Annotated in this window: 15 protein-coding genes; 10 read left to right on the top strand and 5 right to left on the bottom strand. The window is 72.5% G+C overall.

The features are described from left to right. Positions 1 to 24: 24 nt before the first annotated feature. Positions 25 to 1,158: a hypothetical protein gene (locus O7629_RS08460; RefSeq protein ID WP_278168491.1), complete on the bottom strand. Its 1,134-nt coding sequence runs from the start codon at positions 1,156 to 1,158 to the stop codon at positions 25 to 27. Between the two features lie 198 nt (positions 1,159 to 1,356). Here O7629_RS08460 and O7629_RS08455 point away from each other — a divergent pair, with 198 nt between their 5' ends. Then, positions 1,357 to 1,908, top strand: a complete 552-nt coding sequence (locus tag O7629_RS08455) for a GNAT family N-acetyltransferase (protein WP_278168490.1) — start codon at positions 1,357 to 1,359, stop codon at positions 1,906 to 1,908. Here the strand turns inward: O7629_RS08455 and O7629_RS08450 are convergent. After that, complete coding sequence (locus O7629_RS08450) at positions 1,884 to 4,205, bottom strand: EAL domain-containing protein (RefSeq protein WP_278168488.1); 2,322 nt, start codon at positions 4,203 to 4,205, stop codon at positions 1,884 to 1,886. The genes O7629_RS08455 and O7629_RS08450 overlap by 25 nt on opposite strands. Before the next feature lie 260 nt (positions 4,206 to 4,465). Here O7629_RS08450 and O7629_RS08445 point away from each other — a divergent pair, with 260 nt between their 5' ends. The 3 genes from O7629_RS08445 to O7629_RS08435 all read left to right on the top strand — a co-directional run bounded on the left by O7629_RS08445 (position 4,466) and on the right by O7629_RS08435 (position 6,521). After that, positions 4,466 to 5,638: an acyltransferase gene (locus O7629_RS08445; protein ID WP_278168487.1), complete on the top strand. Its 1,173-nt coding sequence runs from the start codon at positions 4,466 to 4,468 to the stop codon at positions 5,636 to 5,638. A gap of 45 nt (positions 5,639 to 5,683) precedes the next feature. Continuing rightward, complete coding sequence (locus O7629_RS08440; RefSeq protein WP_278168485.1) at positions 5,684 to 6,082, top strand: PaaI family thioesterase; 399 nt, start codon at positions 5,684 to 5,686, stop codon at positions 6,080 to 6,082. Positions 6,083 to 6,188: 106 nt separating this feature from the next. Continuing rightward, a complete protein-coding gene (locus O7629_RS08435) occupies positions 6,189 to 6,521 on the top strand; it encodes a zinc ribbon domain-containing protein (RefSeq protein WP_278168483.1) in 333 nt (110 codons plus the stop codon). Between the two features lie 39 nt (positions 6,522 to 6,560). Here O7629_RS08435 and dgt read toward each other — a convergent pair whose 3' ends face one another. Further along, positions 6,561 to 8,114: a dGTP triphosphohydrolase gene (gene dgt, locus O7629_RS08430; RefSeq protein WP_278174455.1), complete on the bottom strand. Its 1,554-nt coding sequence runs from the start codon at positions 8,112 to 8,114 to the stop codon at positions 6,561 to 6,563. A gap of 282 nt (positions 8,115 to 8,396) precedes the next feature. On the opposite strand from dgt, the gene O7629_RS08425 reads away from it, so the two are divergent. Together O7629_RS08425 and O7629_RS08420 are read left to right on the top strand one after the other, a co-directional pair. Then, positions 8,397 to 9,083: a GPP34 family phosphoprotein gene (locus O7629_RS08425; protein ID WP_278168482.1), complete on the top strand. Its 687-nt coding sequence runs from the start codon at positions 8,397 to 8,399 to the stop codon at positions 9,081 to 9,083. A 183-nt stretch (positions 9,084 to 9,266) separates the two neighbouring features. Next, entirely contained in the window at positions 9,267 to 11,669 is a 2,403-nt protein-coding gene (locus tag O7629_RS08420) for a Tex family protein (protein ID WP_278168481.1), read from the top strand. Positions 11,670 to 11,735: 66 nt separating this feature from the next. Here O7629_RS08420 and O7629_RS08415 read toward each other — a convergent pair whose 3' ends face one another. Next, positions 11,736 to 12,854, bottom strand: coding sequence for a hypothetical protein (locus O7629_RS08415; RefSeq protein ID WP_278168479.1), 1,119 nt, complete (start codon positions 12,852 to 12,854; stop codon positions 11,736 to 11,738). A gap of 201 nt (positions 12,855 to 13,055) precedes the next feature. Here O7629_RS08415 and O7629_RS08410 point away from each other — a divergent pair, with 201 nt between their 5' ends. The 3 genes from O7629_RS08410 (at position 13,056) to O7629_RS08400 (ending at position 15,824) form a co-directional block, all read left to right on the top strand. After that, positions 13,056 to 13,751, top strand: a complete 696-nt coding sequence (locus tag O7629_RS08410; protein WP_278168478.1) for a response regulator transcription factor — start codon at positions 13,056 to 13,058, stop codon at positions 13,749 to 13,751. Then, the gene (locus O7629_RS08405) at positions 13,744 to 15,162 is read left to right on the top strand and encodes a HAMP domain-containing sensor histidine kinase (protein WP_278168476.1); all 1,419 of its coding nucleotides are present in this window, start codon (positions 13,744 to 13,746) and stop codon (positions 15,160 to 15,162) included. The genes O7629_RS08410 and O7629_RS08405 overlap by 8 nt, the downstream gene beginning before the upstream one ends. Before the next feature lie 110 nt (positions 15,163 to 15,272). After that, positions 15,273 to 15,824 carry a hypothetical protein gene (locus O7629_RS08400; protein ID WP_278168475.1) on the top strand — a complete coding sequence of 184 codons (552 nt, stop codon included), beginning with the start codon at positions 15,273 to 15,275 and terminating at the stop codon, positions 15,822 to 15,824. Between the two features lie 161 nt (positions 15,825 to 15,985). On the opposite strand, the gene O7629_RS08395 is transcribed toward O7629_RS08400, so the two are convergent. Beyond that, positions 15,986 to 16,501, bottom strand: a complete 516-nt coding sequence (locus O7629_RS08395; protein WP_278168474.1) for a hypothetical protein — start codon at positions 16,499 to 16,501, stop codon at positions 15,986 to 15,988. A gap of 316 nt (positions 16,502 to 16,817) precedes the next feature. Here O7629_RS08395 and O7629_RS08390 point away from each other — a divergent pair, with 316 nt between their 5' ends. Next, positions 16,818 to 19,775: a LuxR family transcriptional regulator gene (locus O7629_RS08390; protein WP_278168473.1), complete on the top strand. Its 2,958-nt coding sequence runs from the start codon at positions 16,818 to 16,820 to the stop codon at positions 19,773 to 19,775. Positions 19,776 to 20,057 lie beyond the last annotated feature (282 nt).

The following is a 20,057-nucleotide window of genomic DNA, read 5'->3' as shown; positions in this document are numbered from 1 at the left end:
TCCGGTCGGGCTGAGCGGTGCCGGTCAGTTCCGTTGCAGGGTGAGCACGGACAGTCCGGCGACGGCGTCGATGTCGTACCGGTCGGTCGCGCCCGCCCAGCCCTGGCCGGTGAAAACCGCACCGGGGGCGATGCCGTCGTGGCTGCGGGAGTCGATGGTGGCGCTGGCCGCCCCGGCCCCGAACCGGACCTGGGCCGGCGGCCCGTCCGGGGCGTTGATCAGGAACTGGTTGGCGCCGCCGGTCATCCGCACCGGCAGGGTGCCGTCCGGCGCGGGCAGGGACAGTTCGATGCGGGCCGCCCCGCCGACGATGTCCACTCCGCTCAGCTCGGCACCGGTCAGGTCGATCGTATGTTCCGCGACACCGCCGGTGAGCCGCAACTGCCAGCGCACCGACGAGTGCAGCTCGATGTCGACGACACCGGGGCCGGACTGGTCGTTCGGCACCAGGTGCAGCTTGATCCGGTTGCCGTCGGCGATCACCCGTGGTTGCACGTCGGCGTCGATCGGGGTCCGGACCCGGTACAGGTCGCCGCCGAGATCGGCGGCCCGGATGTTGACTGTCGTGGTACCGCTGACCAGGTCGAATTCAGCCTGCTGTAGTTCGCCGAGCGGGCCGGTCACCAGGCGTTCGGTGGCGGGTTCCGGGTCGACGGCGGCCGGGTCGACCACACCGGGATCGTTGGCCGGCGGCGGGGAGTCGGCGACCGTGGTGTCCGATGTGGTCCGTAGCGCGTCGACGACGCCCGCCCCGACCAGCGCGGCGACCAGGAACAGCGCCACCAGTCCGGTGACGACCATCGCGAGTCGGCGCGGACTGCGGCTGGTCGGCGCGGACATGTCGGGTTCCGGGTCGAAGAACGGCACCGCCGGGGTGACCGGTTCCGGTCGGTCCAGTTCGCGGGCCAGCCACGGCGGCGGCGGCAACAGGCGCGGCGGCGCGGTCACCGGCTCGTCGTGGTCGAGACGGTCCGGGCGGGCGCCGTGGTCGAGGTGGTCGGTGTGGTCAAGGTGGTCGGTGCGGTCGAGCTGCTCCGGCTGCTCGTCGTCCGGTTCGCGTGGCTCGCCGGGAGCGGGACCAGGCCAGACCGTACCGGGCCGCTGCACTGGGCCGAGTTCGATCGCGGCTGGTTCGCCCCCCTGTGCCGGTCGCTGCATGGCTGCCCCTCCTCGGCGTTCGCGGGCACGGCGCACCGTTGCCCGTACAGCAGTACGCAGCCGGACGCTCCGCGGATCGGTGCCGGTGCCGAAAAGTTCGGCCGCCGGCGCAGCCTGACCTTGGGCTCAGCGGTCGCTCATACTCGTTGGCAGGGCTCGCGTCCACCCCCGCCTACCGGCGCGGCCCGGAGGGCAGTAATGCACATTCAGGTCGAAACGAGCATCCCACCCGAACTGTCCGAAGCGACCTGGCAGTTGTACACGACGGCGTTCGACGAACTCCGGGTCACCGCGGTCCAACGGCACGTGATGGACCGGTCCGAGTTCGACCAGGTGCTGGGCGACACCCGGGTGCTGAAATACCTGGGGCGGGATGCCCGGTCCCCCGATCTGCTGACCGCGCTCGCCACCTTCACCAACGAGCTGGAGTCGATGCCGCTGATCTCGCCGGACTTCTTCGCCCACCGCTGGCCGGATCTGTACGCGCAACGCCGAATCTGGTACATCGGCTTCTTCGCCGTCCATCCGCAGTACCGAGGCAGCGGCATCTTCGAGTCGGTGATCGCCGACATGTGGCGACGGGTGCAGGACAGCGACGGCGTCGCGGCGTTGGACATCTGCCGCCGCAACGACCAGATCGGCCTGGGCAGGGCCATCCATCAGACCTTGGAGTCGTTGACCGAGGGAGCGCGGGCGACCCGGCTGGACGAGCAGACGTTCTGGCTCTACGAGTTGCCGCCGCGCCCCTGAACCTGCCCGGCCGCCGGCACCGCCGGCCCGTCCACCGGGTCGGCGGGTCGGCTCGCCCACCGTCGGGCGAACTCAGCCGGGCCGACCGGCTCTCCCCACAGCCTGCCCTGTCCGAACAGCACGCCGAGGACGGCCAGCACGCCCTGCTGCAGCGGGGTCTCCACCCCCTCGGCGACCACGGTCAGGTGCAGGGCGCTGCTCATCGCCACCACCGCCCGGACGATCTCCTCGTCCTTGGCGCTCTGGCCGAGGCCAGCGACGAACGCCCGGTCCACCTTGACCCCGGTGACCGGATGCTTGCGCAGATAGCCCAGTGCGGAGAACCCGGTGCCGAAGTCGTCGACGACGATCCGGATCCCCCGCTGCCGCAGGTCCGCCAGCACCTGGCCGGTGACGCTGGTCGGGTCGATCATCACCGACTCGGTGATCTCCAGGACGACGACGGAGGCCGGCACCCGGTGCCGGTCGAGCGCGTCGTCCAACGCCCGGATCAGACCCGGGTCACGCAACTGGCGGGGCGACACGTTCACCGACATCCAGAAATCCGCCGTCACCGTGCCGTCCGCCCGCCACTGCGCCAGTTGACGCACCGACCGGTCGAGCACCCAGCGTCCGATCGGACCGATCAGCCCGGTGTCCTCGGCGATCGGGATGAACACCGCCGGTGAGATGTTGCCCCGGCCCGGATGCTCCCAGCGCAGCAACGCCTCGGCGCCGATCAGGCTGCCGCTTTCCAGGTCGACGATCGGTTGAAAGGCGATCCGCAGATCGTCCTCGCCGAGGGCGATCCGCAGGGCCTGTTCGATCTCCACCCGCTCGCGGACCCGCTCGTGCATCGACGCGTCGAACATCACCCAGCGGCCGCGACCGTCGGCCTTCGCCTGGTACATGGCCGTGTCGGCGTCGCGCAGCAACGCGTCGGCGGTCACCGGCGGATCGTTGCCCGCGACACCGTCGTCGAGCCCGGTCCCGGCGATACCGACCGAGGCGGTGATCACCGCCTCGACCTGCCTGATCCGCAGCGGTTCGTGCACGCAGTCGATGATCCGGTCGGCCAGCGCCACGGCCTGCGCGCGGCTGCCCAACTGGACCACGACGAACTCGTCCCCGCCGACCCGGGCGACCGTCGCCGCGGCCGGCAGCGCCGCCCGCAGCCGGGTCGCCACCTGGGCGATCAGCTGATCACCCGCGTGGTGCCCCCACGAGTCGTTGACCAGCTTGAACCCGTCGAGGTCGAGGAAGAACACCCAGACCCCGGCGTCCGCCGGCCGACCGGCGGTGAGCAGTCGGCGCACCTCCGCGGCGAGCATCAACCGGTTCGGCAGGCCGGTCAGCGGGTCGTGGGTGGCGCGGTGTTCGTAGCGCCGTTGCGCGGCGGCGTACCCCTGGACCGCAGAGACCGCCCGCATCATCAGCAGCACCACCATGGCGGCACCGCCCACGCCGAGCACCAGCCGGTCAGCCGTCGACCGGCCGGAGACGAAGACGGTGAGCACGAACGGCGCGGCCAGCGCCGGGCCGATCAACAGCAGCCGCTGCCAGGACCACGCCTGCACCGGCAGCCGGGCCGCCTGGCCGAGGTCGACCACCGAGGGGTGCAGGGCCGCGGCGCCGATCAGCAGAAAACCGAGCAGGAACGGCAGATCCAGCAGCCGGGATCCGGTGAGCTGACCGGAAACTCCGATGATGGCGTACAGCACGTCGCCGACCACCAGCAGACTCATGGAGGCGACCAGCAGCAGGTAGCTCGGCCGCCGTACGGCGGTGGTGAAGGCCAGGCTGACCAGCAGCAGGATCAGGATCACGTCGAAGATCGGATACAGCGCGGCCAGGGCGGAGACCAGGGGCGGGCGGTCGGCGATGCTGCCCGCCGGCACCGCCAGCAGCAGTACGGAGCACAGCGCCGCGCCGATGAAGACGATCAGACCGTCGATCACCGCGTGCGACGGCAGCCGGCCCCGGGTGCGCAGCAGGCCGGCCAGGCCGAGCAGCATGAACAGATAGCCCGGCACGGTGGCGGCGTCGGCGGTCAGCGCGTACGGCCCGTCCTGCTCGACCGCCCACGGCCGGGCCAGCGCTCCGGTGAGGAAGCACACACAGGCGACGGCGAGCATCCGCCAGGCCCAGCGCGGCTGGGCCCGGTGCCAGCGGGGGCCCAGGGTCACGGCGAGCGCTCCCCCCACCCCGGCGACGGTGAAGGCCGGTCCGGCGATCATCGGCGTGTCGAACGCCGCGTAGAGCGCGGCGGCGACGACACCGAACGCCAGGAACACCAGTGCCGGCAACGATGACGACAAGGCCCGTCCCGTCCCCGGCGCCGCGGGTCGCGTCACGATGGCCCCTGCGCACATGTCATTCACCGGCTGATTCGTCGAACAGGCCGACACCATACCAAGGTGACGGGGCGGTCAGCCTGGTCAGGCCGGGCCCGCCACGGCGGAGCCGATCGGTCGCGGCTGATGGCCACCGCCGCACCGCCGACCAATCGTCCGCTTGGCGTATGGCGCGGGTGGATATCGCCGGTTTGACGTGCAAAGTCGGTGGATATGTTGGCCCGGTGCCTGCCACCCCTCCCTCGCCGGGCCGGCTGCCATCGCTGACCGGGCTGCGGTTCGCCGCCGCGCTGCTGGTCTTCGGCGTGCACGCCTACTCGTTCATCCCGTTGGCTGACCCGCCGGCCGACCGGGTCGCCGGCATCCTGTTCAACGGCGGTGACCTGGGCGTCTCGTTCTTCTTTGTGCTGTCCGGCTTCGTCCTCACCTGGTCGGTCCGCCCCGGTTACCGGCCGGGCCGGTTCTGGTGGGGACGCCTGGCACGGGTCTACCCGGCCCATCTGGTCGCCCTGGTGCCGGCCGTCGTCGGCTTGGTGCTGACGGCACGGCTGCCGGACATCTGGCCACGGCTGCTCGCCTTCTCGGCGCCGCTGGTCCAGGCCTGGCATCCGTCGGACGTGTACTACCTGGGCATCAACCCGGTCACCTGGTCGCTCTCCTGCGAGATGGCGTTCTACCTGGCGTTCCCCCTGCTGTACGCGGGACTGCGCCGGCTCGGCACGACGGCGTTGCGGGTCGCCGCCGTCGCACTGCCGACCGCCGTCTGGTTGGTGCCGCTGGTGGCCGACCTGCTGGTCGCGGCGGAACACCGCCGCTGGTTCGTCTACATCTTTCCGCCGGTACGGATGCTCGAGTTCCTGCTCGGCATCGTGCTCGCGCTGCTGGTGCGGCGCGGCGCCTGGCGAGGGCCGGGACTGCCGGTGGCCACTGCCCTGTGGGTGGCGAACTATCTCGCCGTCGAGTGGCTGCCGGCGCAGGCCCGCGACACCGCGGCGACGATCGTGACGATCGGTCTGCTGGTCCCGGCAGCGGCACTGGCCGATCTGCACGGCCGGCGATCCTGGTGGCGGCACCGGGTCGCGGTCCATCTCGGCGAGGTGTCGTACGGGTTCTTTCTGCTGCATCTGGTGGTGATCGTGACCGTCATGCACCTCGTCGGCCGGGACCGGGAGTGGACCGCCTGGCAGGCGGTCGGGTTGGCGCTGGCGTTCCTGGTCGGGTCCTACCTGTTGGCGGTGCCGCTGCACCGGTGGGTCGAGCTACCGGCGATGCGTCGGCTCAGGCCGACTCCGCCGGCAACGCCGCCCGGACCGCAGGCCTCTCCGCCGCCCGGACCGCAGGAGCGGGACCGGCAGCAGACCGGGCCGGATCCCCGGCGGGACGCTCTCACGGGTTGACTACGCTCGCCGACGGGGCGGCACCGCCCGCCGACGGGAGGCACCATGGACAGGCCATTGGGTGGGTTCGACGCACAGCTTGGCGTACGTGCCGTAGCGGTGTCTGCACAGCGGGTGGAGCTACGGCTACCGGTGACCCCGGCGCTGCACCAGCTGTTCGGGATCGTGCACGGCGGGGTGTACTGCGCCCTGGTGGAGAGCGCGGCGAGCCTCGGCGCGGCGACCTGGCTCGGTGACGAGGGCCGAGTGGTGGGGGTTGCCAACCAGACCGACTTCCTGAAGGCGGCCTCCGGCGGAGAGCTGATCGCCGTCGGCACGCCGGTCCACCGCGGCTACAGCCAGCAACTGTGGCAGGTCCAGATTACCGACAGTGACGATCAGCTGATCGCCCGGGGTCAGGTGCGGCTGCAGAACCTTCGGCCGGGAGGCGGCCGCCGCTCCTGACGCCGTCGGTGGCCCGCCCGGTCCGCGCCAGCCCGCCCATTGGTCCGGTGATCCGGCGAACCGGACACCTCTCCGGCCCGTACACACTGGCAGGAGGCGATGAGACATGGGCATCTTGGTCAACCCTGCACGCCGTGACACGACCGGTTCCGACCTCTACATCCTGCGCGGTCTGCTGTGGTGCGGTGACCGCCTGTTGATTCCGGCCAGCACCGACGACGGCACCCGCCACTATGCCTGCCCCGACACGGAATGTGACCGTTCCCTGATCAACGCCGAGGAGATCGAACAGCAGGTGTGGCAGCGGTACGTACAGCTGAACGCCGACGCCGCCGACGTGGTCAGTCGCGACCAGCGGCGGTCGGCGCTGGTCGGCGTACTGGCCCGGGTCACCGTCGGCACCAGCCTGGTGGGCCTGGACTACGGCTGGCGGGACTGACCGCAGCCTGGACCGGCACTCACCACCGGGACGGGCCGGTCACAGCACGAACGCGTCGGTCCACAGCTGCCCGGACCGGCCGGTCAACGCGCCCAGCAACGCGACCGCCTGACCGTCGGTGAGGGAGGCGACGTAGTCGATGATCGCCCGGCCCTGAGCGGCGGCGGCCAGGCCGTCCACCCGACCGCGGCCCGGGGCGCCGGTCAGGCCGTCGCGCGGGGTACCGCCCGCCCCGGACGGGGTGTCGCTGCCGACGGTCGCGGCGAGCTCTGCCTCGGCCAACTCGACCAGGTCGTGCAGCCGGCGAGGCAGCCGCCCCTGCTCGTCCGGGTCGGTCACCCAGGCGTGCAGCGCGTCGACCAGGGTGGCCAGCAGATCGGCCTGACCACGCTGGTGCAGCGCCAGGTCCGGCCGGGCGAGGACGAACCGGTGGTGCACGAACTTGAGCACCTGCACCTCGTGCCACTGGGCGGTGGCCAGCAGCACGTGGCCGGAGCGTACCGGCGGGTCGGCGGTGACGCCGATCGCGCCGACCAGTCGCCGGGTCCAGCGCGCGGAGAACGTGCTGATGCTCTCCTCCGCTTCGATCGACCCGTCGAACGGCACCATCAGCAAACCGTCCACCAGCTCCTGACGGACGTGTTCGACGGCGGCGGCGAACGCCTCGTCGGAGGCGATCCAGCTGTCCTTACGGTGCAGCTGGCGGCGGAGCCGTTCGATGGACCGGCCGGGGCGGTGCGCGCTGGCGGCGATCTCCGCGTCGGTGAGCTCCCGCAGCTCGGCCGCGGAGCGCTGCCAGGTGACGAGTTCACCGGCGACCGGGCCCTGCTGCAGTACGCCGACCCGGTGGAAGTCCTCCACGTCGTGGATGGCGTACGCGATGTCGTCGGCAGTGTCCATTATCGACGCTTCAACGGTCTGCTGCCACGGCTCGATCACCCCGGCGAACGGTGCCCGGGCCTGCCGCAGGTCGGCCGCCTCGGTGGTGTAGGCCCCGAACTTGACCGACCCGACCGCCGGATCGTCGGGCGCGACCGCGGCACCCCGCGGCGCCGGGCGCAGCAGGCTCGGATGCGGCTGCGGATAGGTCCGCCGGGTCCACGGGTACTTGAGCATCGCGGCCCGCACCGCCGCGGTCAGGTCCAGGCCGACGGCCGCCTCGCCCCGGATCTCGGTGCTGGTCACGATCCGGTAGGACTGGGCGTTTCCCTCGAAACCGTCCGGCAGACCGAGCCGATGCCGGGCCACCCGGTCCAGCACCCGCTCACCGAGGTGCCCGAACGGCGGGTGGCCGAGGTCGTGGGCGAGCGCCGCCGCCTCGACCACGTCCGGGTCGCAGCCGCCGAGCTCGTCGAGCAGGGTCCGGTGCCGTTCGTCGGCGGTCAGCCGCTCGGCGACGGCCCGGCCCACCTGGGCCACCTTGAGGCTGTGGGTGAGCCGGTTGTGCACCAGCAGGCCGGAGCCGCCCGGGCTGATCACCTGGGTCACGCCGCCGAGCCGGGCGAAGAACGGTGAGGAGACGATCCGGTCCCGGTCGGCCCGGAACGGACTCGCCGCCAGATCGCTGGCGGCGGCGGCCCGTCGGCCGGACAGGCGGCGGGCGCGGAGGTCCCCGGCCGGCGGGGTGGCCGACCGGACTGCTGCTGGTGCCGGGTCCACCAGCAGACGCTAACCCGGCGCCGGTTCGATACCTGGTCCGGGGTGGCATTTCGGCGCTGTCGAAGGAACATTCACCGGTTTCCAACAAAGGAATGGCTTGAGCTGATTGGTCCGGCGTCGTAAGGTTCCGCTTCAGCAAGGTCATCCATCCTTGCCGGGCCGTTCCCGCGGCCCTGCTCGGCTCGCGCACCAGAAACCGCCGCAGGGGACGACTCGATGCGCCGTGCTCGAACTCCGACGGAGTTGACGCTGACCGAGGAGTTCTTCCTGGTTGCGCTCGACGACAGCACCGGCCGGCCGATGGTCGGCCGGGATCTGCTCGGTGCCGGGCTCGCCGGCACCGCGATCGCCACGCTGATCCTCGCCGGTCGTGCCGAGGTCCGCGACGGCCTGCTGGTGCCGGTCGACGGGCAGCCGCTCGGTGACCCGGTCGCCGACCCGCTGCTGGCCGAACTGCGGCTGGAACAACGCCAACCGGTGCCGGACTGGATCGCCCTGATGCGACCAGGGCTGCCCGGGGTGGTCGCCGAGGATCTGGAGACGCTCGGCGTGCTGCGCACCGAACAGGTCCGCCATCCGGTGACCCGCCGAATGACGACCCGGTTCCCGGCGATGGATCCGGTCCGCGCGGTCGGCCCCCGGGTCCGGCTCGGCCACGCCCTCGGCCGGGTCGTCCCGCTGGATGCCCGGACCGCCGCGCTGGCCCAGATCGTCCGCGCCACCGGCACCGAAGGCTGGTTCGTGACCATGTACGGGCCGACGGTGCGGCGGCAACTGACGGCCACCGCGAGCCGGCTCGACCCGCAGCTGACGGCGGTGGTCGACGCGATCAACCACCCGGTGCCACGGTCCCGGCTGGCGGTGCGGCTGTGGCCGCAGCGGGACACGTCGATCGCCTGGTGACCTGCGCCGTCGACCGGGTCGCGTGGTGGCGCGACACCGACCGCCGGTAGCCGGCAGAATGCTCCCCGGACCACCCACCGTGGTCCCCGGCACCGGCCGCACGACGGGTGCCGGGCCACAGGCATCGGGCCGGGCGGGAGCACCCCCGCCCGGCAGCCGGGGAGTTGGAGCGGGGCACGCGACGTGACCACAGCGATTGATCAGCGGATCGCCGAAGAACTGGGAGTACGGGCCGGGCAGGTGGCGTCCGCCGTCGAACTGCTCGACGGCGGCGCGACAGTGCCGTTCATCGCCCGGTACCGCAAGGAAGCCACCGGGATGCTCGACGACGCGCAGCTGCGTACCTTGGAGGAGCGGCTGCGCTACCTGCGCGAGCTGGACGAGCGCCGCGACGCGATCCTGGAGTCGATCCGCAGCCAGGGCAAGCTCGACGAGGCGCTGACCGCGCAGATCATGGCGGCCGACTCGAAGGCCCGGCTGGAGGACATCTACCTGCCGTACAAGCCGAAGCGGCGGACCAAGGCGCAGATCGCCCGCGAGGCGGGCCTGGAGCCACTGGCCGATCTGCTGCTCGGCGACCCGGGTCAGGACCCGCGGACCGCAGCCGGCGGCTACGTCGACGCCGACAAGGGGGTGGCCGACGCGGCGGCGGCGCTCGACGGCGCGCGGGCGATCCTGGTGGAACGCTTCGCCGAGGACGCCGACCTGATCGGTGGGCTGCGGGAGCGGATGTGGTCGCGGGGCCGGCTCACCTCCCGGGTACGCGAGGGACGCCAGACCGAAGGGGCCAAGTTCGCCGACTACTTCGACTTCGCCGAACCGTTCACCAAGCTGCCGTCGCACCGGGTGCTGGCCATGTTCCGGGGTGAGAAGGAACAGGTCCTCGACCTGACCATGGAGCCGGAGGAGGTGCCGGCCGACGCCGTCGCCGGGCCGAGCAGCTACGAGCCGATCATCGCTGGCCGGTTCGGCATCAGCGACCATGGTCGGCCGGCGGACAAGTGGCTGGCCGACACGGTCCGCTGGGCGTGGCGTACCCGGATCCTGATCCACCTCGGCGCCGATCTGCGGATGCGGCTGTGGCAGGCGGCCGAGGACGAGGCGGTCCGGGTGTTCGCCGCCAACCTGCGGGACCTGCTGCTGGCCGCGCCGGCCGGCAGCCGGGCCACGATGGGCCTGGACCCGGGCGTACGCACCGGGGTGAAGGTGGCCGTGGTCGACGCCACCGGCAAGGTGGTGGCCACCGAGACGGTCTACCCGCACGAGCCGCGCCGGCAGTGGGACGCCTCCATCGACACGCTGGCGAAGTTGGCCGCTACGCACCGGGTGGACCTGGTGGCGATCGGCAACGGCACCGCGTCGCGGGAGACCGACAAGCTGGTCGCCGACCTGATGGCCCGGCACGCCGAGTTGCAGCTGACCAAGGTGATGGTCTCCGAGGCCGGCGCGTCGGTCTACTCGGCCTCGGCGTACGCCTCTCAGGAGCTGCCGGACCTCGACGTGTCGCTGCGCGGCGCGGTCTCCATCGCCCGCCGTCTGCAGGACCCGCTCGCCGAGCTGGTCAAGATCGACCCTCGGTCGATCGGCGTCGGGCAGTACCAGCACGACATCTCCGAGACGAAGCTGTCCCGGTCGCTCGACGCTGTGGTCGAGGACTGCGTCAACGGGGTCGGGGTGGACGTGAACACCGCGTCCGCGCCGCTGCTGACCCGGGTCTCCGGCATCGGTGCCGGACTGGCCGAGAACATCGTGCTGCACCGCGACACGCACGGGCCGTTCCGGTCCCGGGAGGCGTTGAGGACGGTGGCCCGGCTGGGGCCGAAGGCGTTCGAACAGTGCGCCGGCTTCCTGCGCATCCGCGACGGTGACGACCCGCTCGACTCGTCCAGTGTGCACCCTGAGGCGTACCCGGTGGTCCGTCGGATCCTCGCCGACACCGGCAGTGACCTGCGGACGCTGATCGGCGACACGAAGACGTTGCGCCGGATCCGGCCGGAGAAGTTCGTCGACGCCGTATTCGGTCTGCCGACGGTCACCGACATCCTCGCCGAGTTGGAGAAGCCGGGCCGCGACCCGCGTCCGGCGTTCCGTACCGCCACCTTCGCTGACGGCGTGGAGACCCTCGCCGACCTGCGGCCCGGCATGGTGCTGGAGGGCGTGGTGACCAACGTGGCCGCGTTCGGCGCGTTCGTCGACGTCGGGGTGCATCAGGACGGTCTGGTGCACGTGTCGGCGATGTCGAAGACGTTCGTCAAGGATCCCCGGGACGTGGCCAAGCCCGGTGACATCGTCCGAGTGAAGGTGCTCGACGTGGACGTCGCCCGCAAACGGATCTCGTTGACGCTGCGGCTGGACGACGAGCCGGGTGCCGGCCGCGCCCCGGGTCAGCGGGACGGCGCGGACGGCGGCCGGGGCGGCGGCCCCGGCCGGGGCGGGCAGCCCCGGCAGCAGGGCCGCGACGGCAAAGGCGGCCGGGGTGGTCGGGGCGGCCAGGACGGCCGGGCCGGCCAACGGGGCGGCCAGCGCGGCGGGAGCCAGCCCGAGGGTGCGCTCGCCGACGCGCTGCGCCGGGCTGGTCTGGCCTGACCGACCCGTACGTGCGGGGTCGGGCGGTGTCCGCCCCGACCCCGCACCGGACGGGCTCCTCGCCGGTCAGACGTTCGACGAGTAGGTGAGGAAGAAGTTGTTCGGTGTCTGCGCGCCGGCGGCGTTGAAGCAGATCACGTTACGGATCAACACCGTGTTGCCGGAGAGGATCCACGGGGCCTGCAGGTTGCAGTAGTCCGGGGTGGCGCCGAACGCGGTGACCTGCACGGTGGTCCGTTGGAAACCGACCGCCGGCAGTGTCACCAGGGACTGCCCGACCCCGGAGACCATGATGGTGTTGACCCCGCCGGCCGAGTTGAAGTCGGACGGCCCGCCCAGTGCCGGGCTCCACAGGTAGGCGAATCGGGTCGGCGGCACCGCGCCGAAGACCGGCCGCTGCCGGTGGTAGGTCAGGTTGAACCAGCTGTCGGCCATCGATCCGCCGGCGTCGAAGCAGAACACGTACGCCACGATGGCGCCGCCGCTGGAGGTCCACCCGGCGATCTTGCACCGCCGGGGGCTGTTCGGGTGCTCGGCGGTGGCCTGCAGGTTGCCGTCCAGCAGGCCGGTGCCGAGCCCGTTCAGCCGCACCTCGTAGAAACCGGTGCCGATCTGGGTGACCAGGTTGCCGGCACCGGCCGAGTTGTACGACGACATCGGCGCACCACCCGGGTCCGCCTTGACGTAGCCGAACGCGTCCGACCCGGGTGGCAGCACCCCGGAGGCGGCGGTGTAGTCGACGACGAAGCGGGAGTTGTCCGGCCCTCCGCCGGGCCGGTAGCACTGGACGACGACGATCTGGTCGGTGCCGGACGGGAAGTTCTGGAACACCTGGCACCAGCGCGGCGCGTTGTCGACCGCGGTGACGTGGGCGACGCCGTTGGCCGAGGCGGTCAACGGGAACCGCACCCGGTAGCGGCCGAGGCCGATCTGGTCGACGGTCGCCCAGAGCGCGGGCGCGGTGGCCTTCCAGCCGCCCCACTGCCGGGTGGTGTCGAGGACGGTGCCGGGTGCCGGGGTGGGCGTCTGCAGGTAGGCGAAGCCCCAGCGGTCGGGCACGGCTGCCTGGGCCGGCGCGGCGGTGCCGGCCACGGCGGCGGTGGCGGTCAGCAGCGCGGTGGTGAGCAGGGCGATGCCGCGGCGGACGAAGCCGCGGCCGTTGTGGGATCCAGTGCGGACGTTCACTGGTCCACCTCCATTCATGAGGTGCGATGTGGAGTCAGCCTAATGAATACACAACGTGCCCGTACAGTTATTGACCGTGATCTGATTTGATGCGGCATCCGGTCCGGTTCGCAATCCGGGAATCACCCGCCAGCAGCGACTTTTACCTGATCCGTACCGGAAACTGATGCGGCCGTTTTCCGGTCCCGCCATGATGGGCGGGTGACCGCAGCACCGCAGCCGGACCGGGGACTGGTGCTCGTCGTCGAGGACGAACAGCCGATCGCCGACCTGATCCGGCTGTACCTCACCCGCGACGGGTTCGGCGTACACGTCTGCGCCGACGGGGACAGCGGGCTGGCCGCCGCCCGGCGGCTACGCCCGGTGCTGGCCGTGCTGGACATCGCGCTGCCCGGCATCTCCGGCACCGAGATCTGCCGGCGGCTGCGCGCCGACGACGACTGGACCCCGGTCATCTTCCTCACCGCCCGTGACGACGAGGTCGACCGGGTGGTCGGCCTGGAACTGGGCGCCGACGACTACGTCACCAAACCGTTCAGCCCTCGCGAACTGGTCGCCCGGGTGCGGGCCATCCGCCGCCGCAGCCTCGGCCCGCCCGGCGGTGAACTGGTCCGTACCGTCGGTGGCGTCACCCTCGACCCGGCCCGGCGCACCGTCACCGCCGACTCCCACCCGGTCGCCCTCACCTCCACCGAGTTCGACCTGCTGGACCACCTGATGCGCCGCCCCGGACAGGTCTACACCCGCGAGGAGCTGCTCGCTTCCGTCTGGGGGTACGCCGCCCACGCCGGCACCCGCACCGTCGACGTGCACGTCGCCCAGGTGCGGGCCAAGCTCGGCACCGCCGCCACCGTGATCCGCACGGTACGCGGCGTCGGCTACACCGCCGATGGTTGAGCCGGACCAGACGACCGGACAGCGATCCGGCTGGCGCCGGCTCACCGGCACCCTCACCGCCCGTACCGTCGGTGTCGCCTGCACGGTCGCCCTGCTGTCGGTACTGGTCACCGCGGCGGTCGCCATCCCGCTCGGGGTCCGGGGCACGGAACGCGGCGCCCGCGCCTCGCTGGCCGCCAAGGCCGACCTGGTCGCGGCGGCCGTCACCGACGCTCCGGCCGGCACGCGGGCGGCTCTCGCCGGCCGGCTGACCGGCGAACTGACCGACCAGGGCATCGACGTGCTGCTCATCCGACCCGGCGAGACGGCGCCTCGACAGCTGCCCGGCCAGGTGGTCCGCCGGCTCGCCGCCGGTGAGCCGGTGACCGGCCGGCGGCCGGCCCGCGTCGACGGCCGGCCGACCCTGATCGAAGGACGGCCCACCGGCGACGGCACGGCGGTGGTGCTGCTCCAGCCGGTACGCCCCGGAGTCAGCCGCCTGGTCTGGAGCAACCTGTGGCTGGCGTTGGCCGCCGGGCTCACCGCCGGCCTGATCGCCGGGGTGCTGCTCGCCGCCCGACTGTCCCGCCCGATCCGGGCCGCCGCCCACGCGGCGCAGCGGCTACGCGCCGGGGACCGCACCGTACGGGTGCCGCTGGATCCGCCCGTCGAGGCCGAGCAGCTGGCCCGCGCGCTCAACGACCTCACCACCGCGCTCGCCGTCAGCGAAGCCCGGCAACGGGACTTCCTGCTGTCCATCTCGCACGAGCTGCGAACCCCGCTGACCACCCTGCGCGGGTACGCCGAGGCGATCGCCGACGGGGTGGTGGACCCCGACGGCGCCGCGCGTACCGGACGGATCATGCTCGGCGAGGCGCAGCGGCTGGACCGACTGGTCGGCGACCTGCTGGCCCTGGCCCGGCTGGAAGCCTCCGATTTCGCCCTGGAACTGGTCGACGTCGACCTCGGCGCGCTGCTCACCGACGCCGTCGACGCCTGGCGGCCCCGGTTCGCCGGCAGCGGGGTGACGGTCGGCCTGACCCCACCGGCGACACCGGTGACGGTCCACACCGACCCGGGGCGGCTCCGGCAGGTCGTCGACATCCTGCTGGACAACGCGCTGCGGGTAGTGCCGGCCGGCGGCACCGTACGGCTCGGCGTACCGCCGGAACCGGCGACCGGACAACCGGACTCCGTCGCGGTGCAGGTGTACGACGACGGCCCGGGGTTCACCGACGACGACCTCGCGGTGATCTTCGAACGCGGCGCATTGCACCGCCGGTACCGGGGCGAACGGTCGGTCGGTACCGGGATCGGGCTGGCCCTGGCAGCCGGGCTGACCCACCGTCTCGGCGGACGGATCGCCGCTGGCCACTCCCCCGGCGGCGGCGCCGTCTTCACCGTACGGCTGCCGCGCCGGCCGGCCCGGTAGGTCCGATGCTTCTCGGGGCCAACGGTTGGCCGACGGTGCCGCCGGACGCCTTACCTGATCCGAACATCGATCTGACCGCGGCTTCGTGCCGGCCGCCGATGCTTGACCACATGAGAAAATCAGTTCGCACCAAGGCACTCACCGGCGCGGCGGCCGGCACGGCCGCGCTGCTGACCCTCACCGGCTGCGGGTTCGGCGGCTCGTCCGACGGCTCCCGCGCCGCAGCGGATCCGGTCGCGGTCGCCGCGGTGGACACCGTCGACTACAGCGACTTCGGTCTCGCCGGAGACGACCACCCCGGCTGGTGGGACGGTCGCCGCGGCCCGTGGGGGCGGCCCGGCCCGCGCGCCGGCTGGCTGCGCGGTCTCGGGGCGGGCGGCGCCGGTCTGCACGGCGAGATGACCGTTCAGACCGACAACGGACTGCGGACGCTCGTCGTGCAGCGCGGCACGGTCGGCTCCATCGACGGCACCACGATCAGCGTCGAGTCGGCGGACGGCTTCGTGCTCGACTGGACCTGCGCCGACGAGTGCCGGGTGGTCGACGACGGCAGCGAGGTCGAACTGTCCGGTCTCGACGTCGACGCCGAGGTCGGCGTCCACGGGGTGCGCGACGGGGAGGAACTGCTCGCCCGGATCGTACTGCGGCCCGAGTCGGACTGACTCGCATCTCGCAGTGACCTGTAGTGACCCGTAGTGACCCGCACCGCCGGGCACGCGGCCCACGCGGTGGACTCCGGTCCCACGGCAACCGCGTGGGTCGCGGTCGGTCCGGGCGTCGAGTGCCTCGCCGCGCTGGTCCGGTACCCGGATCGCCGACCCTCCTACAGCGTGATCTGCCAATTCTGCTGCAGGAACTGACGCAGCGCCGCGACGCCCGGATCCACCGCCGCCCGATACGCTCCGGACCTCGCCTCCAGGACGTTCCGAATTTCCTCGTCGTCCAGCACACCTACGGCATTGACCAGACTCGTGACCTCGTACAGGTAGACGTTCCCATTTTCGGTCTTGCCGTGCAGGACATGCCCGTGCTCGTGCCAGATCACCGCTGAGCGGTAGGCCATCGTACCGTCGAAAACCCCTTCCTGGATCACCAGCGTGTCCAACGCGACGGTGCCGATGATCCCGTCCCAGGCCACGTCGTCCTCGACGTACTTGCGGACCTCGGGCGCGGCCATCTGCTTCTTCACCCAGTTCACCTGAATCGCCGACTTCAGACAGATGGCCGGGTTCTCGGCCGTACCGACGGACATCGACTGCGGAACGACGACAATGTTCACGCCGTTGGCGACCTGCCCCAGAATGGTGCCTGCCTGCTGCAGCATGGCGTTACTGATCACGTGCCGAACTCCTGTCTCGATCATGATGGACAACCCGGTCCGCGCACGAGAAGCCACAACACCCAACGGGCTTCGACAAGGGTGCGGGGAGCTGGTGCGGAGCGAACAGACCGGGTGGATTCAAGTAGCGGTCGACCCGGACGTCGGGCGAATTCTGAATCCGCCTCGACAATAGTCGAACGGCGACCGTGGTCACCACGGTCGCCACGGTCCGGATCACGACAAGGGCTGGATGCCCGGGGCGCCGGCCGGGGCGCCGGCCGGGGCGGCATCGACGGCCCGCTACGACATCCGACGTGCGGGATACGCTCCGACGATGCGGGTGAGCGGGCACGCTGCGGCGGCGGGCACGGCGATGCCGATCGCCACGCCACGGCTGGTGGGACGGTCCGGTGAGGTGGCGGCGCTGGCCACGGCGCTCGCCCGTCCCCCGGCGGTGGTCCTGCTGGAGGGTGAGGCGGGGATCGGCAAGAGCCGGCTGGTGCGGGAGACGTCGGCAACCGGGACCGGCCTGCGCCCCGGCACCCTGCTGGCGGTCTGCCCACCGCTACGCGAATCGCTCACCCTCGCGCCCATCGTGGACGCGCTGCGCGACGTCCGGCCACGGCTGGCCGGGGTAGGGCTGAGCGCGTTGGCCGGGGCACTGCGCCCGCTCGTGCCGGAATGGTCGGCCGAGCTGCCACCGCCACTGGACCCGGTGGACGACGCCACCGCGGCCCGGCACCGGCTGTTCCGGGCGTTGGACGAGCTGATCCGTGCGCTCGACGTCGACCTGCTCGTCGTCGAGGATGCGCACTGGGCCGACGAGGTCACTCAGGAGTTCCTGGTGTTCCTCGCCGCCCGACCGGCCCCCGGTGGGCCGAGCCTGCTGGTCACCTACCGCCCCGAGGAAGTCGACGACCGCTCGCTGCTGCTGCGGCTGTCCCGGCCGGCGGCCGGTGGCGGCGCCCGGCTGCGGATCACCCTGGCGCCGCTGGACGTGGCCGACACGGCGGCGATGGTCTCGTCGATGCTGGACGGCAATCCCATGTCGACTGAGTTCGCCACCTTCCTGCACCAGCGCACGAGCGGCGTGCCGCTGATGGTCGAGGAGTCGGTACGCCTGCTGTGTGACCGGGCCGACGTGGTGTTCCGGGACGGACGCTGGGTGCGGTTGAGCCTGAGTGAGCTGCAGGTGCCGGCGTCGGTGCGGGACTCGACCCGGGAACGGGTCGGCCGGCTGACCCAGGCCGCCCAGCGGGTGCTGCGCGCCGCCGCCGTACTCGGCGAACCCGCCGACGAGGCCACCCTGGCTGCCACCGCCGGCCTGCTGACCCGGGCCTGCCGGGCCGGGCTGACCGAGGCGGCCACCGCCGGTCTGCTGGACAGCGACGAGCGTGACCACCCCGGCGGCGGTCGGTGGCGGTTCCGGCACGCCCTCGCCGCCACCGCCGTCTACGAGGCCATCGCGCACCCCGAGCGGCGTACGCTGCATCTGCGGGCCGGACAGGCGGTCGAGGGTCTGGATCCGCCGCCGGTCGCCCAGCTGGCCCGACACTTCCGCGAGGCGGGTGACGTGGCGTGCTGGGCCCGGTACGCGGAGGCCGCCGCCGATCGGATGATCGCCTCCGGCGACCACACCACCGCCGCGGTCACCCTCGACGAACTGCTGACCGTTGCGGAACTGGCGGCACCGGACCGGGCCCGGATCGCCCGTACCGCCGCCGTCGCCGCGCTCGGCCGCCGCGAGCCGGTCGACGACGTCTACCACCGGGTGGTCGCCACCCTGCGGGCCGTGCTGGAGTCGACCGAGCTGACCGCGCGGCAGCAGGCCGACATCCGCAACCCGCTGGGCCGGCTGCTGATCATCGGCGGTGAGGCACAGGCCGCGCTCACCGAACTCGGCCGGGCGGTGGAGCACCTGGCCGACCCGGTGGAGGCGGCCCGTGCGATGACCTACCTCGGCTGGGCGTACGCCGGCCCGTGGCCGGCCGCCACCCATCTGCGGTGGCTGCACCGGGCCGCCGAGCTGATCCCGCGGATCCCGTCCGCCGCCGACCGGATGTCGCTGGCCGGCAACCGGGCGGCGGCGCTGCTGATGCTCGGCGAGCCGCAGGCCTGGGAGGTGGTGGCCGGGCTGCCGACCGACGGCGCGGCGGCGGCCGAACGGCGTGACATCGCCCGGATCCACGCCAATGTCGGCACCGGGGCGCTGATCTGGGGCCGGTACGCCGACGCCGGGCGGCACCTGTCGGTGGCGCTGGCTCTCGCCGACGCCGAGGGTCTGGTCCGGCTGCGCTACAACGTCCTGGTGGAACAGGCCAACCTGGACTGGTTCACCGGCCGGTGGGACGGCCTGGCCGACCGGGCCGCCCAACTGGCCGAGGCGGACCGGGACCGGCCGGGCGTCTATCTGGCGAGTCTGCGGCTGGCCGGCCGGCTGGCCGCGGCCACCGGTCAGCTACGCCACGCCGAGCAGCAGTTCCAGGTGGTGCTGGACGAGGCGGCCCGGCGCGGCGCGGTCGACGACACGGTGGAGCCGGCCGCCATGCTGGCCCGGCTGTGGCTCGACGACGGGCAGGCCGATCGGGCGGTGCGGGTCACCGATGGTCCGATCGGGGCGGTCGCCGCCAAGCGGGTCTGGGTGTGGGCCACTGACATCGCCCCGGCGCGGGTGGCGGCGCTGCTCGCCGCCGGCCAGCCGGACGAGGCGGCCGAACTCGTGCGCCGCTTCGCCGACGGACTACGCGGCCGGGCCGCGCCGGGCCCGGCGGCCGCGCTGGCGATGTGCCGGGCCGCGCTGGCCGACGCAGCCGGTGACCATGACCGGGCGGCGGCCGGCTTCGACCGGGCCGCCCGCGCGTGGGCGGCGCTGCCCCGCCCGTACGACGCGCTGCTCGCCCGGGAGCGGCAGGCGTTGGCGTTGCTGGCCGCCGAGCGGGCCGAGCCGGGACGGGCGCTGCTGGTCGAGGTGCACGACGGGCTGGCCGACCTCGGCGCGCGCGGTGCGGCCGACCGGGTGGCGCGACGGCTGCGCGAACACGGCGGGGAGGTGCCGCGCCGGTGGCGGGGCGGCCGCAAAGGGTACGGCGACCGGCTGTCCCCGCGCGAGCTGGACGTGGTCCGGTTGGTGGTGGCCGGGCACACCAACCGGGAAATCGGCCGGATCCTCGCCAAGTCGTCGGCCACAGTGGATCAGCAGCTTCGGTCGGCGATGCGCAAGCTGCGGGTGTCGAGCCGTACCGCGCTGGCGGTCGCCGCCGTGGAGGCCGGCGTCCTCGCGGCGGACGACTGAAACGGCCCGGCAACCCGGTCGAAACCGGATCGGGCACATCGACCGCGACCGGTCGATTCTTTGACGTATCTGCTGGATAGCTAACGATCCGCCGGCTCAGCAGCATGACTTGCATGCACGAGCCACCAGGGCGGTCAACGGATGAACCCGCGCCCGAATCCGACCCCGAATCCGACCGACCCGTACCCGGCGGACCCGAGGCGGGCGCGGACGCGGCGCCCGACGGTGGCACCGGTACCTGCGCGACCTGCAGCGCGGAACGCCGTGACCCGTACCAACCCC

This window comes from Solwaraspora sp. WMMD792, from assembly GCF_029626105.1.
Taxonomy (GTDB): domain Bacteria; phylum Actinomycetota; class Actinomycetes; order Mycobacteriales; family Micromonosporaceae; genus Micromonospora_E.
The sequence above is the reverse complement of the archived record's forward strand: the minus strand, read 5'-3'. Positions and strand labels throughout refer to the sequence as shown.

Bases quoted from the DNA above. Each gene is read 5' to 3' on its own strand.
- O7629_RS08460 (WP_278168491.1), bottom strand. From the start codon at position 1,158: ATGCAGCGACCGGCACAGGGGGGCGAACCAGCCGCGATCGAACTCGGC.
- O7629_RS08455 (WP_278168490.1), top strand. From the start codon at position 1,357: ATGCACATTCAGGTCGAAACGAGCATCCCACCCGAACTGTCCGAAGCG.
- O7629_RS08440 (WP_278168485.1), top strand. From the start codon at position 5,684: ATGGACAGGCCATTGGGTGGGTTCGACGCACAGCTTGGCGTACGTGCC.
- O7629_RS08435 (WP_278168483.1), top strand. From the start codon at position 6,189: ATGGGCATCTTGGTCAACCCTGCACGCCGTGACACGACCGGTTCCGAC.
- O7629_RS08425 (WP_278168482.1), top strand. From the start codon at position 8,397: ATGCGCCGTGCTCGAACTCCGACGGAGTTGACGCTGACCGAGGAGTTC.
- O7629_RS08405 (WP_278168476.1), top strand. From the start codon at position 13,744: ATGGTTGAGCCGGACCAGACGACCGGACAGCGATCCGGCTGGCGCCGG.
- O7629_RS08400 (WP_278168475.1), top strand. From the start codon at position 15,273: ATGAGAAAATCAGTTCGCACCAAGGCACTCACCGGCGCGGCGGCCGGC.
- O7629_RS08390 (WP_278168473.1), top strand. From the start codon at position 16,818: ATGCGGGTGAGCGGGCACGCTGCGGCGGCGGGCACGGCGATGCCGATC.